This window comes from Cellulophaga sp. F20128, assembly GCF_023015805.1.
Classification (GTDB): Bacteria; Bacteroidota; Bacteroidia; order Flavobacteriales; family Flavobacteriaceae; genus Cellulophaga.
This window is the reverse complement of record NZ_JALKBA010000003.1, coordinates 121,120-134,915: the sequence shown is the minus strand read 5'-3', so window position 1 is coordinate 134,915 and position 13,796 is coordinate 121,120. Positions and strand designations below refer to the sequence as shown.

The window sequence follows — 13,796 nt, the reverse complement described above, 5'->3', positions numbered from 1 at the left end:
TTGTTGTATAAACAGTAGCAAAACTATTTAAAATGAAAGAAAATATCTGCAAAGAAAAAATGCGCTTGGTTGAAAAACTAGGAGTTCATTTAGAATTCAGAGAGCAATTAGCACCTGTTGCTGCTCGCATATTAGCTTACATCATTCTTACGGGGAAAAAAGGAACCACATTTGAAGATATGGTTACCATTCTTTGCGCAAGTAAAAGTACAATTTCAACCCACCTCAATCATTTACAAGATTTAAATAAGATTGTGTATTTCACTAAAACTGGCGATCGTAAAAAATATTTTATTATAAATAAAGATATAATTATTCAACACATAGAAAGTATCACAACGAAATGGAAAGAAGAACGTGATATCCATATGGAGTTGAAGAATTACAAAGAAACGATAAACAATAAAAAAATCGAAAATGAGGAAGATAAATTCGATTTAAATTTCCACGATGATTATATCAAATTTATAGACGAAGCAACCCTATCAATAGAAGAATTAAGAACAAAATTATCAACAAATAAATCCAATATTTAAACTTAAGCCTAAATGAAAAAGAATAATCTATACTCCCTACTAACGCTAAGCGTATTTTTCCTTGTCCTAAGCTGTGGCAACAAAGAAGAACAAGCAACGACCATGATGCAAGGACCTGCCCCTACTTTTCCGGTAGCTAAAATGCAGACAAAAACAGTAACTGCTTATCAAGAATACCCTGCAAATATAGAAGGCATAGTAAACAGTGATATAAGAGCCAAAGCTCCTGGATATATTAAAAAAGTCTTGGTAGACGAAGGCCAAAAAGTACGTAAAGGTCAAATTTTATTTCAATTAGAAACACAATCTTTAAGTCAAGATGCAGGTGCTGCTAAAGCACAAATTAATGTAGCAGAAGTTGAAGTAAAAAAACTAATTCCCCTAGTAGAAAAAAATATTATTAGTGCAGTACAATTAGAAACTGCCAAGGCTAATTTAGCGCAAGCTTTAGCAAATTACAGTAGCGTTTCTGCTAGTATTAGTTACGCAACTATTAAAAGTTCTGTTGATGGTTTTGTTGGTAAAATTAATTTTAGAGAAGGGGCATTAATTAGCCCAAGTGATGCTACACCATTAACTACTGTTAGCGATATTAAACAAGTTTATGCGTTTTTTAGTTTAAATGAAACCCAATATTTAGACTTTCTACAAAATTCAGAAGGTGAAAATTTAGCAGAAAAACTTACCAATTTTCCTCCAGTAAATTTAATCCTTGCCAACGGCAGCACCTACTCCGAAAAAGGAAAAATTGAAACTAGTTCGGGCCAAATCAATCAAAATACAGGAACAGTAAGTTTCAGGGCTATTTTTGAGAATCCTAACCAATTAGTAACAAACGGTAATAGTGGTACAATTCAAATTCCTACTATTTTTAAAGATGTAACTGTCGTTCCTCAGCAAGCAACTTATGAACAACAAGGAAATATTATGGTATTTAAACTTGGGGAAGACAATAAAGTTACCACTTCAATTATTAAAGTAAAAACAGCTGTAGACAATTTATATGTTGTTGATACAGGCGTTACTTTAGAAGACCAAATTATTGTATCTGGAGTTGGTCAGTTAAGAAATGGTATGGCTATTACACCAAAGGAAACAGCTTTTGATGATGCTATTAAACCTATAGCTACTTTATTTAAAAACTAACAAACCGTAAACTTATTTAGTTATGTTAAAAACATTTATTGAAAGACCTGTGCTTTCAACAGTCATCTCTATTATCATCGTTGTTCTTGGTATTATAAGTATATCAACCCTACCAATAGAGGAGTATCCAGATATTGCACCCCCCACAATTAAAGTGGTTGCATCTTACCCTGGAGCCAATGCAGAAACCGTTTTAACCAGTGTAATTATTCCTATTGAAGAGCAAATTAATGGCGTAGAAGGAATGACATACATTACCTCTACAGCATCGAATACTGGAACCGCTGAAATTACAGTGTATTTTAACCAGGAAATGGATGCTGATATTGCTGCCGTAAACGTTCAGAACCGTGTATCAAGGGCTAATCCATTACTACCGCAAGAAGTAATTCAGACAGGTGTAACTACACAAAAACAAGAGACTAGTGCTCTAATGTTTATATCAATGTATTCAGAAAGTGACGATTACGATGCCACTTTTATTCAGAATTACCTTAAAATAAACGTCATTCCGGCTATGCAGCGTATTAGCGGTGTTGGAGACGTTAGTGTATTCTCACAACAAGATTATGCCATGCGAATTTGGTTAAAACCAGAAAAACTAGCGGCATATAGTCTAATCCCTTCCGATATTTCAGCGGCTTTGGCAGAACAAAACTTAGAAGCAGCAGCTGGTGCTTTAGGTCAAAATAATGGAGAAGCGTTTTCGTATACATTGACATATAGTGGTCGTTTTAAAAATGAAAAACAGTATGGGGATATAATAATAAAAGCATTGGGAAATGGTGAGTTTCTTCGCTTAAATGATGTAGCTACCATTGAATTAGATGCTCAATCCTATGCATCTAATGCCATGAGTTTAGGAAACCCAGCTGTTTTTATGGGGATTTTTCAAACCAAAGGTTCTAATGCAAAAGAAATTATTGACAACATTAAAATAACATTAGAATCTGTAAAAAAAGACCTCCCAGAAGGATTAAATATTTTTGTTCCCTATGATACAAGTTTGTTTTTAAATGCGTCTATAGACAAGGTAATAATGACTTTATTGGAGGCATTTATATTGGTGTTTTTGGTAGTTTTTCTTTTCTTACAGGATTTCCGTTCTACGCTAATACCTGCCATTGCAGTTCCTGTTTCTATTATAGGAACATTCTTTTTCTTAAGTGTTTTCGGGTATTCTATTAACTTGTTAACGCTATTTGCACTAGTCCTCGCCATTGGTATTGTAGTAGATGATGCTATTGTGGTTGTAGAAGCTGTGCATGCCAAATTAGATCAAGGTGAAAAGAATCCTAAAAAAGCAACTTTAACAGCTATGAATGAAATATCTGGAGCCATCATTTCTATCACTTTAGTTATGGCTGCTGTATTTATTCCAGTAACATTTGTGACTGGACCAACCGGTGTGTTTTATGAACAATTTGGGGTAACATTAATTATCGCGATACTTATTTCGGCCGTAAATGCATTAACATTAAGTCCTGCGCTTTGTGCCTTACTATTAAAGCCACATAAGGAAGATGAAGAACTAAAAGGTAAAAGTCCTCTAAAACGTTTTTACACCCTATTTAATCGTGGATTTAATGCTACCGTTGATAGATATGGAAAATCGCTTCATTTTTTATACAAGAAAAAATGGATACCAGTTTTATTATTAGCCTTAGCTGTTGTTGGAATTTTCTGGGCATCAAATACAACACCAACAGGATTTGTACCTAATGAAGATAGAGGGATTATTTTTGCAAACTTAGAATTACCCGCTGGTGCTTCTTTAGATAGAACAGACGCAGTAGCCAAAAATCTATATTCAAAAATTAATGGTATTGATGGTATTGTTGCAGTCAACTTTATTAAAGGCCGTAGTATCATTAGTGGTTCTGGTAGTAATTATGGTTTTGGAATTATAAAACTTGCCGATTGGAGTGAACGTACAGACCCATCTCTTTCAGTACAAGCGATTACAGGTAAACTATTTGGAATTGCCGCATCTGTCCCTGAAGCAAAAATTATTTTCTTCTCTCCTCCAAGTATTCGTGGTTTTGGTAATTCTGCTGGATTTGAAGTGAATTTATTAGATAAATTTAGTGGAGAGTTTACGGATTTGGACAAGGCCAATACCGACTTTTCGATGGCTTTAATGAAGCATCCAGAAATAAAATACGCACAATCCCCTTTCAGTACTAATTATCCACAATATGAAATGGAAGTGAATGTGCCTTTAGCAAAAGAAAAAGGAGTGCCTATTACTAGCATTTTTTCAACATTACAAGGGTATATTGGAGGTGTTTATGCCTCAGATTTCTCTCGATTTGGTAAACAATTTAGAGTGTATATTCAATCGCTACCAGATGACAGGGCAGATGTTAATGACTTAAACAGCATGTATGTTCGGACAGATTCTGGTGAAATGACACCAATTACTCAGTTCGTAAACTTAAAACGTGTGTATGGGCCACAATCGGTAACCCGCTTCAACTTGTTTAATTCAACGACGATAACTGGCGCAACAAACGATGGCTATAGTACCGGAGATGCGATTAGAGTTATAGAAGAAGAAGTCGCAAAATTACCTAGTAATTATACGGTTGCTTATTCCGGTTTAACCCGAGAAGAAGTTAATGCTGGTAACCAAACCACCTTTATTTTTATCTTAAGTATATTGTTTGTGTATTTCTTATTGAGTGCACAATACGAGAGTTATTTACTGCCATTAGCCGTGGTATTCTCTATTCCTTTTGGAGTATTTGGAGCGTACATTAGCACGAAGCTTTTTGGGTTGGAAAACAATATATATTTCCAAATCGCCTTAATCATGCTTATTGGTTTGCTCGCTAAAAACGCCATTTTAATTGTGGAGTTTGCGCTTCAAAGGCGAAAGAATGGAGAAAGTATTGTGGATGCTGCCATTCATGGTGCAAAAGCACGTTTACGTCCCATTTTAATGACCTCATTTGCCTTTATTTTAGGATTAATGCCATTAGTATTAGCTAAAGGTGTTGGTGCGGAAGGAAACAATTCTATTGGCACGGGTGCTGCAGGCGGCATGTTAATAGGAACTGTTTTAGGTGTTTTTATAATTCCTATTTTATTTATCTTATTTCAGTGGTTACAAGAAAAAGTATCGAGTAAACCAGCAATACAAACTATTGAAGAATAAAAACTATGAAAGCTACAAATAAATTTAAATTTTTCAACAAAACAATTCTTGTTTTATTGGTCACATTAACACTACAAAGTTGTTTTGTAGCAAAGGACTATACACGAGCGGAATTGCCAGAAACCGAAACATTGTACAGAACAGATAATCTGCCAACAGATAGTATTTCTATGGCAGATGTATCCTGGAAAACCCTATTTACTGATCCTATTTTAAAAGAATACATTGCGGAAGGGTTAGCGAATAATATGGATATTAGAATTGCAATTCAGCAAATGATAGCAGCTGAAGCCTACGCTAAACAAGGTAAGGCTGGCTATTTACCAACCTTAAATGTTGGTGCAAATTATACACATCAGGAATTATCTAAAAATAGCCAATTTGGATCCTTTTTAACCAATACATCTACAGACCAGTATGATATTACTGCAAACTTAGCATGGGAAGCAGATATTTGGGGAAAAATAAGAAGCAACAAAAGAGCTACACAAGCAGCTTACTTACAAAACGTTGCTGGCCATCAGGCTGTTAAAACACAACTAATTTCCAATATCGCATCTACCTATTATACTTTAGTTGCTTTAGATGCACAGTTAGAGGTGACAAAAAAAACAATACAAACAAGAGAAAGTAGTGTAGCAACTATTAAAGCTTTAAAAGATGCTGGTATTGTAACACAGGTAGCGGTAGACCAAAATATAGCACAATACAATAATGCAAAAGCATTACAGGTAGATTTAGAAGTTGCAATTTTTAAAGCAGAAAACACCCTAAGCATCTTGTTGGGTGCGTCTCCACAATCATTTGAAAGAAGCACGCTAGAAACACAAAATATTACATCAGATTTAACGCTAGGAGTACCCGCAACTTTACTGCGTAACAGACCTGATGTGATGGCCGCAGAATATGGTCTAATTCAATCTTTTGAGTTTACAAATATAGCGAGGAGCAGTTTTTATCCCTCGCTAAAATTAACAGCATCTGGAGGTCTTCAAAGTTTAGACTTGGATGAATTATTAGATGCAAACTCTTTATTTGCAACAATAATTGGAGGCTTAACGCAACCTTTATTAAATCAGCGGAAATTAAAAACACAAAAAGAAGTTGCTATAGCACAACAAGAGCAAGCACTATTAAACTTTAAGAAGACACTTTTAATAGCTGGTGGTGAAGTATCCAATGCCTTATACACGTTTACATCTGAAACTAAGAAATTTGAATTTAGGGAAAACGAAGTAACTGCATTACGCAATGCAGAAGCAAACTCCGAAGAACTCCTTAAAAATGGTTATGCAACCTATTTGGATTTGTTAACAGCTAGACAAAGTGCTTTAAGTGCCGAACTCAATGTTGTAGATAATAAACTACAACAATTACTAGCCATTGTTAATTTATACGAAGCCCTTGGTGGTGGATGGAAATAGTGTCTTGAAAACACTTTTAAGACGACAAAGTTTTATAACACTAGTGTTTAATTTATAAAGCGGGTGTAACCTATCTAAGATAGGTTACACCCGCTTCTCATTTCAAAGTAAAAATGCTATTTACGAACAGACATAGAATACGGCTTAGCCTCTGCCGCTATACCCCTATTTTTATTAGGGTTGTTCTTCATTGAAAAATTATATGTTGCTCCGTTCATAATATCATCAAACGTAATGTAGTTTTTATTATACATAGTACCGTTCTTTTCTACTTCATCAATATATATATTTTCTGTGGTATTCTCGGGGGCGTTAACGGTAAATGTATTGCCATTTCTCAAATGCATTTTCACACTTTTAAACAAAGGGCTTCCTATGGCATATTCTCCAGTGCCAGGAGTTACAGGATAAAATCCTGCCGCAGAAAACACATACCAGGCTGATGTTTGTCCGTTATCTTCATCCCCGCACAAACCATCTGGAGCAGAAGAGTATAATTTATCCATTACATTACGCACATGCCGTTGCGTTTTCCAAGGTTGTTCTAACCAATTGTACAAATAAATGGCGTGCTGTATGGGCTGATTGCCGTGTGCATATTGCCCCATATCTGCCACTAACATTTCTGTAATTTCATGAATTTGTTGTCCGTAATACGAATCATTAAAAGTTGGTGCTGCCGTAAAAACATCATCCAATCTAGCGCGCATTTTAGCGACACCGCCAAAATCTTCTGCCAGTCCCAATGGATCGTGAAAAACACACCAGGTCCAGTGCCAAGCAGCCCCTTCTGTAAAAGCATCTCCCCATTTGTCTGGGGTGTATGTTGTTGCCCAAGAACCGTCCTTATTCTTTCCGCGCATAAAGCCAATTTTTGGATCAAATACGTTTTTGTAGTTTAAAGATCGATTTCTAAACAGTTCAATTTCCTTTTTAGGCTTTCCTAAAGCTTCACCCAATGCTGCAATACTCCAATCTGCAAAAGCATATTCTAAGGTACGTGCTGCATTTTCATTTACACCAACATCATAGGGCACATAACCCAAATCATTATAAAATTCGGCTCCAAAACGACCAACCGAATTAACGGGCCCCTTACTTTTTGAGTTTTTAACAACAGCTTCATATAAGGTTTCTACATCAAATCCACGAATACCTCTGAGGTATGCATCTGCAATATTTATGGCAGAATTAGACCCTATCATACAATCTCTATGCCCAGGACTAGCCCACTCTGGCAACCAACCACTTTCATTATACGTATTTACAAGGCCCTGCATTACATTGCTTAAATACTCTGGATACATTATAGTAAAGAAAGGAAAAACAGCTCTAAAGGTATCCCAGAAGCCATTATCAGTAAACATATACCCTGGTAGCACTTTACCATTGTAGGGACTATAATGTACTATTTCATTAGCGGCATTAAGTTCATAAAACTTTCTAGGAAACAACAGTACTCGGTACAAAGCCGTATAAAATGTTCTGTATTGTTCTACCGTTCCCCCAGCGACCTCCATACGACCTAACTCCTTGTTCCAAGCTGTTGCCGCTTTCTCTTTGGTCTGATTAAACGTATCGTCTCCAATCTCTCTTTCTAGATTAATTTCAGCCTGCGCCAAACTAATAAAAGAAGAAGCTACTTTGGCCGTAACCTGTTCCCCATCCTTAGTTGTAAAACTAATAGCTGCTCCAACGTGATAGCCTTCTGCTTCTTTAGCGAATGTTGTTTGTAGGTTTCCTCCTTCTTCTTTTTGCCAAGTCAGGATTTCATCAAAATCTTTATCAAAGACCAAAACAAAATAATTGTGAAAATTTTCAGGTACACCACCACTGTTGTTTCGGCAATATCCAATTATTTTACGCTCTTCTGGAATCACTTTAACCATAGACCCCTTAAAAAATCCATCAATTAGAATATGTGATTTTTTAGATTCAGGAAATGTAAAACGAAATTGCGCTCCTCTTTCTGTAGGTGTTATTTCTGTAGTTACATCATAGTCTGCCAAATAAACACTGTAGTAATGCGGCTTACTTATTTCAGATTTATGAGAATACCAAGCTGCTCTTTCATCTTCATCTATTTTAAGTGTTCCGGTTTCTGGAAACAAAGAAAAGGCGGCATAATCATTAATCCACGGACTTGGTTGATGAGTTTGTTTAAAACCTCTAAGTTTTAAGGCATCGTAGGTATAGCCCCAACCGTCACCCATTTTACCTGTTTGGGGTGTCCAAAAGTTCATACCCCAAGGGGTTGCAATGGCAGGATAAGTATTTCCATTGGATAAGGCAAATTCAGAATCTGAACCTACTAAAGGATTTACATAATCTACATAGGAAACAGTTGTTTTATTTTGAGCTGATACCGCTGTATGTATCAACACAAGGAAAGGCACTAGTAATTTTAGTAATCTCATTTTATTTCTTTTTAAATTCCTTTATTCATTGGTAAAACGAACCCCTAAATTAAGGTCTAATTTGGTTATTTCCCATTGTTTTTTTAAACAAAAAAAAGAGGAGGGATAAATCCCTCCTCTTTACACTAATATTTAATAAAATTAATCTGGATTATTAATTAACGTCCCAGAAAATTTTAGTTGTTAAATTATCCGATCCACTTACTGCATTATAATTATCAGTATTGTACACACTTTCATTACTTGGATAAATCCATCTTGTTGGTGGAAGTGTTTGTGGGTTAGAGTTATCTACTTGAAAAGATAAACTTGGAGCATCTAATCTTCTCATTTCTGCCCAACTTTCTGGCATTTGCAATACACTAAAACTAATCCATTTTTGAGTTGCAATTAACTCTAATTTATCGGCAGTAGTAGCTGCATTATCCCAATTAACATCTGCACTACCTAAGTAAGCAGTTATCTCAGCAGGTACTAAAGGAGTTAAAGGTCCAGAAATCTCATCTGCACTTAAATCACGAACTCCATAGTAAAACTCAGTAGACTGAGTAACACCATCTTCATAACTAGCCTTAGCCATTGCATCATTAGTAGCTGCATAAGCTTCTGCCTTTAAAAAACTTACTTCCGCCGCAGTAATTAATAAACCAGGGAAATATTGGTTACGAGATAATGATGATCTGTTGTAAATAGATACTGTACCTGTATTAAACAAAGCTGTTTGATCAGCTTCATTCATTAAAGGGTCTATACCTATAAAAACACCAGGAACTGCATCTTCACCTTCTTCAAACATTGCACGTAATCTAGGATCAGCATTGGTATTCATATGATCTATCATTGCTTTACCTGCTAAATTACCATCCCAATCTTCCAAACCACCTTGAAAACTTTTTGAGTGTATCGGTGAATCTATATCTACAACATCTATTTGAATGTTTTCAGAATTATCATCAACCAAAGGATACTGCACTGCATTACCTAAAATACTAGCAATCTCAGATTGCGATCTCGCTGAAAAATCTGCTGAAGCAGAAACTCTTGTTAACATTCTTAAACGAAGTGAATTACAATACTTTTTCCAAAGAACCAAATCACCATTGTTTACAAAATCTTGAGTTTCTAAACTTGCCGCAACAGCTGGGTCTAAGCTAATGCTATTTAACTCATCTGCAAAACCTTGCAAACCATCTAACATTGTAGTGTATATTTCTTGTGCTGTATCATAAGCTGGTAAAGAAGCTTGATAATCGCCTCCATTTTGACTTAATTTTCCAGCTTCAGAAAATGGAATATCACCATGTAAATCAACTACTTTTTGTGTATGATCGTAAAGGTAGATAGTAGCCGTAAGCATAAAGATTCTCAATTTAGCTTGCTCTTCAGTAGGTAAAGCATTGTATACTTTTTCCATTTCTCTGTAGTGCGCTAAAAATCCATAATAGCTACCCCATCTTCCACCAATACCTGCTTCTCCAGGTACATATTGAGCTGCAGTATTAATCCAACCAACAGCTTGGGTATATCTAGTTATTGTTGTTCTTAAAACAACAAAATAGTTCCAGTAATCTGGTAATACATATCCTTGGTTTGCATATAAAAAACCAGAATATAGTTTCTCTACAGTAGCATCAGAGATTTTAGAGGGATTTGCATAATTATCCGCAAAATCACTTTCACTACAGGCATTGAATGTCATAACGAATACAACGCCAAGTATTATTGACAATTTTTTCATAAAATATTTTTTTAAATAATTCATTATATTCTTATTATAAACTAGCACGTAATGATAAACCAAATGATTTGGTAGACGGGTTGGTACCCGTATTATTAACATTCTGAGTCCATCTTGAACCTGCCGTAGTAGCTTCTGCATCCATATCTTTTATTGTTCTGTAGATATAGAATAAGTTTCTAGCATACACAGAGAAATCTAACTTTTTAATACCTATTTGATCCAAGGCTTTGCTTGGCAAACTATAGGTTAAAGAAATATCTCTCATTTTAAAATAGGTATTCTCTTTAATATAAAGCTCATAACGTGTGTTAGGGCTGTATTGAGGTCCACCCCAATTGTAAACACTATTGTAATACTCAGGGTTAGTTGCGATATAATCATTTGGAGTACCATCTAATTTAACACCGTCTAATACAATACCATTGTCATAAACTACTTCTCCATTAGGACCAGAAGTTGCACTACTCAACACTCTATCACCTGTATTTTGATCTTCATAGAAACTTAAACCTCCATGCTCAGCATCCATTCCTTTTAAACTTTCAGTAGTTAACCCACGGCTAATCATCCAGTTTAATGCTGTTGGCATTACGTGTCCACCAATTCTAAAATCTACATTAGCATTTAATGTAAAGTTTTTATAAGTAAACGAATTTATAATACCACCAACCCATTTAGGCATAGCGTTACCAAATTTTTCATGCTTGCTTGCATCTACTTGGTACAATCCGTTTGGATCTACTATTTTATTACCGTTATCATCCAATTTTATTGGATGAGCGTATAAATCTCCCATTGGCTTACCAACTGTAGAGACCATTTTAGCAGCATCACCATCCCAATTGGCATGTTGAATTTCATCTAAACCTGGAGCTAATTTCTCTACTTTGTTAACGTTCTTAGCAAAGTTAACAATAGCATCCCATCTAAAATCACCTGTATCAACTGGGGTACCTGTAATTCCAAATTCGTATCCTTTATTTCTTAAAGTACCAATATTAGTAAGTATAGAACTAGCACCTGACGAACCTGGTAATGTTAATCCAATAATCTGGTCTACTACCTGTGCGTTGTAATACGCTGCATCTAAACTTAATCTACCTTCAAAAAACTTCATATCCAAACCAAATTCAAACTCACGTTTTTCTTCTGGCTTAATACCATCATTACCCATACTACCAGATATACTGTTGTAAATAACAGAACCAGCACCTTGAGCTCCTAATGTATTTTGATTGTATGCAATATTTGCTCTATAAGGATCTGGATAGTTACCTACTATACCGTAAGAAGCTCTAAGCTTTGCAAAGCTAATAGCTTGTGGTAATTCAAAAGCATCAGAAAACACAAAACTTGAGTTTACAGATGGATATACAAAACTATTGTTATCTGGGTTCATAGTAGATGTTCTATCCTTACGAACAGTACCTTCTAAATACAACCATCCTTTATAATCAATGTTTGCAGTTGCCAGTAATGCATCTTTTACCAAAGCACTTCTTCCACTTCCACTTCCAGGCGTGTTTATTGACGCAGCAATATCAAACCAGTTTCTAACACTTAGGCCTCCACTTGTTCCTCTACTTAAGCTAGAACTCTTTTCTTCTGAAGCATTGTAACCTGCCATTACAGACATTTCTAAATCTGGCGTTAACTCTCTTGAATACGTCATTAGCAATTCGCCATAGGTAATATCGTATGAGTTGTTTGCCATACTAAAGCCACCTCCTGGGTTGGTATAAAAAACAGCTGGTCTTTCTGTTGTACTCCAAGCTTCAGAATTACGATTTGTAAAATCGGTCGAAATTCTTCCTCTTAAGCTTAATCCATCTGCTATATCCCAAGTATTGGTTACAATACCAATAACTCTATTACTTTTTTCAATAACGTTATTTTCATTTACTCTCCAATAGTAATCTAAAAGATCACCTCTGTACCCTGGGTATATAATATTCTCACTTGGGGTTGTACTCTCACTAGTACCAGTAACATATCTATAACCATCACTAGTTTTATACCTGTCCTTATACCATTCAGCATTATCAAACCTCGTCATCATACCACCAAAGTTGTTTGTTAACCTATCAATAGAATAAGGTCTGTTGGTCACTTTTTGGTTGATATAATTTACTTGAACATCTGTTCTAATATTATCAGACCACTCAAAAGATGAGTTAAGGTTCACAATATTTTTTGCCTCCTTAGCACCTTGACTTACACCTTCATTATCCTGACGTGTGTATGAGAAACGTACTCTTGATCTTTCACCTACATTAGAAACTGAAACATTGGCACGTGTGTTATGTGCAGTTTCATAGATTCCTTCTACTCCAGGTTGTGCAGTATAAGGTCTTACAACACCATCCCAACTAAGGATTGGCTGACCGTCAAATTTAGGACCAAAGTTAACGTTGGTTCCTATTAAACCTCTAGTTTCTTCAGATCCGTTGTTGTCTGTATCATAATACACAAACATATCTGCATCTTGTCCTGCATCAGCAAGAGTCAATGGATACCCAGGACCTCTAACATCTTGAAAATCTGGAAAATAAGCGGCTTGATCAAAGGTATATGATGTATTAAAATCTACAGACATCCCTTTTTTACCTTTCTTAGCACCTTTAGATGTAATTAAAACAACCCCGTTTACCGCTTCAGAACCGTAAAGCGCTGCTGCAGAAGCTCCTTTTAATATAGAAATGTTTTCAATATCATCAGGGTTAATATCTAAAAGACCATTACCTCTAAGACGTTGATCTCCCCAATAGTTGTTGTTAGAAACTTCTCCGTCTCTAATTGGCACACCATCTAAAACAATTAAGGGTTGACTTTTCCCTGTGATAGAGGCAATACCTCTAATTGTAATATTGGTAGCACTAGTAGAACCACCAGGTGTTGTAGCTATTTGCACACCAGGAGCTTTACCATATAAAGCAGTTGCAAAGTTTGGCGTAGCTGTTTGCGTTAATGCATCAGACTCAACTATTGCCGTGGCATAACCTAAAGCTTTCTTTTCTTTAGTAATACCCAACCCTGTTACAACAACTTCACCAAGTTGCTCTGCATCTTCAGCCATTGTTAAATTAATAGTAGATCTACCATTTATAGCAACACTTTGCTGAACATATCCAATTGAAGTAAACTCCAAGGTAGACGCATCGTTGGAAACATTAATTGTGTAGTTTCCATCAAAATCTGTTGAAGTTCCATTTGAAGTTCCTTTTTCTAAGACATTTACGCCCAAAAGAGGCACTCCTGAATCATCAGTTACTTTACCAGTAACAGTTTTGTTTTGCGCCATCAGCCCGTTTATAAAGAGCAACATTGCAAACATTAATAAGTAATGAATTTTTTTGTTCATACTAATAGAGT

The 13,796-nt window shown here is 35.6% G+C and carries 7 protein-coding genes; 4 read left to right on the top strand and 3 right to left on the bottom strand.

The window, feature by feature from the left end:
* The first annotated feature begins 32 nt into the window (after positions 1 to 32).
* From MWU65_RS04610 to MWU65_RS04595, 4 genes are read left to right on the top strand one after another with little or no spacing between them, the layout of a single operon-like run.
* Positions 33 to 536: a transcriptional regulator gene (locus MWU65_RS04610; RefSeq protein ID WP_247076004.1), complete on the top strand. Its 504-nt coding sequence runs from the start codon at positions 33 to 35 to the stop codon at positions 534 to 536.
* A gap of 12 nt (positions 537 to 548) precedes the next feature.
* Entirely contained in the window at positions 549 to 1,682 is a 1,134-nt protein-coding gene (locus tag MWU65_RS04605; RefSeq protein WP_247076003.1) for an efflux RND transporter periplasmic adaptor subunit, read from the top strand.
* A gap of 22 nt (positions 1,683 to 1,704) precedes the next feature.
* Entirely contained in the window at positions 1,705 to 4,842 is a 3,138-nt protein-coding gene (locus MWU65_RS04600) for an efflux RND transporter permease subunit (RefSeq protein WP_247076002.1), read from the top strand.
* Positions 4,843 to 4,847: 5 nt separating this feature from the next.
* On the top strand, positions 4,848 to 6,266 hold the full coding sequence (locus MWU65_RS04595; protein WP_247076001.1) for an efflux transporter outer membrane subunit: 1,419 nt from the start codon (positions 4,848 to 4,850) through the stop codon (positions 6,264 to 6,266).
* 116 nt (positions 6,267 to 6,382) lie between these two features.
* Here the strand turns inward: MWU65_RS04595 and MWU65_RS04590 are convergent, their stop codons facing one another.
* From MWU65_RS04590 to MWU65_RS04580, 3 genes are all read right to left on the bottom strand, one after another.
* Positions 6,383 to 8,683, bottom strand: a complete 2,301-nt coding sequence (locus tag MWU65_RS04590; protein WP_247076000.1) for a GH92 family glycosyl hydrolase — start codon at positions 8,681 to 8,683, stop codon at positions 6,383 to 6,385.
* Between the two features lie 154 nt (positions 8,684 to 8,837).
* A complete protein-coding gene (locus tag MWU65_RS04585; RefSeq protein WP_247075999.1) occupies positions 8,838 to 10,421 on the bottom strand; it encodes a SusD/RagB family nutrient-binding outer membrane lipoprotein in 1,584 nt (527 codons plus the stop codon).
* Between the two features lie 34 nt (positions 10,422 to 10,455).
* Positions 10,456 to 13,785: a SusC/RagA family TonB-linked outer membrane protein gene (locus MWU65_RS04580; RefSeq protein ID WP_247075998.1), complete on the bottom strand. Its 3,330-nt coding sequence runs from the start codon at positions 13,783 to 13,785 to the stop codon at positions 10,456 to 10,458.
* Between the last annotated feature and the right edge of the window lie 11 nt (positions 13,786 to 13,796).

What these genes read in the sequence shown, in the direction of transcription:
- MWU65_RS04610 (WP_247076004.1), top strand. Translation starts at nt 33, where the DNA reads ATGAAAGAAAATATCTGCAAAGAAAAAATGCGCTTGGTTGAAAAACTA.
- MWU65_RS04605 (WP_247076003.1), top strand. Translation starts at nt 549, where the DNA reads ATGAAAAAGAATAATCTATACTCCCTACTAACGCTAAGCGTATTTTTC.
- MWU65_RS04600 (WP_247076002.1), top strand. Translation starts at nt 1,705, where the DNA reads ATGTTAAAAACATTTATTGAAAGACCTGTGCTTTCAACAGTCATCTCT.
- MWU65_RS04595 (WP_247076001.1), top strand. Translation starts at nt 4,848, where the DNA reads ATGAAAGCTACAAATAAATTTAAATTTTTCAACAAAACAATTCTTGTT.
- MWU65_RS04590 (WP_247076000.1), bottom strand. Translation starts at nt 8,683, where the DNA reads ATGAGATTACTAAAATTACTAGTGCCTTTCCTTGTGTTGATACATACA.
- MWU65_RS04585 (WP_247075999.1), bottom strand. Translation starts at nt 10,421, where the DNA reads ATGAAAAAATTGTCAATAATACTTGGCGTTGTATTCGTTATGACATTC.
- MWU65_RS04580 (WP_247075998.1), bottom strand. Translation starts at nt 13,785, where the DNA reads ATGAACAAAAAAATTCATTACTTATTAATGTTTGCAATGTTGCTCTTT.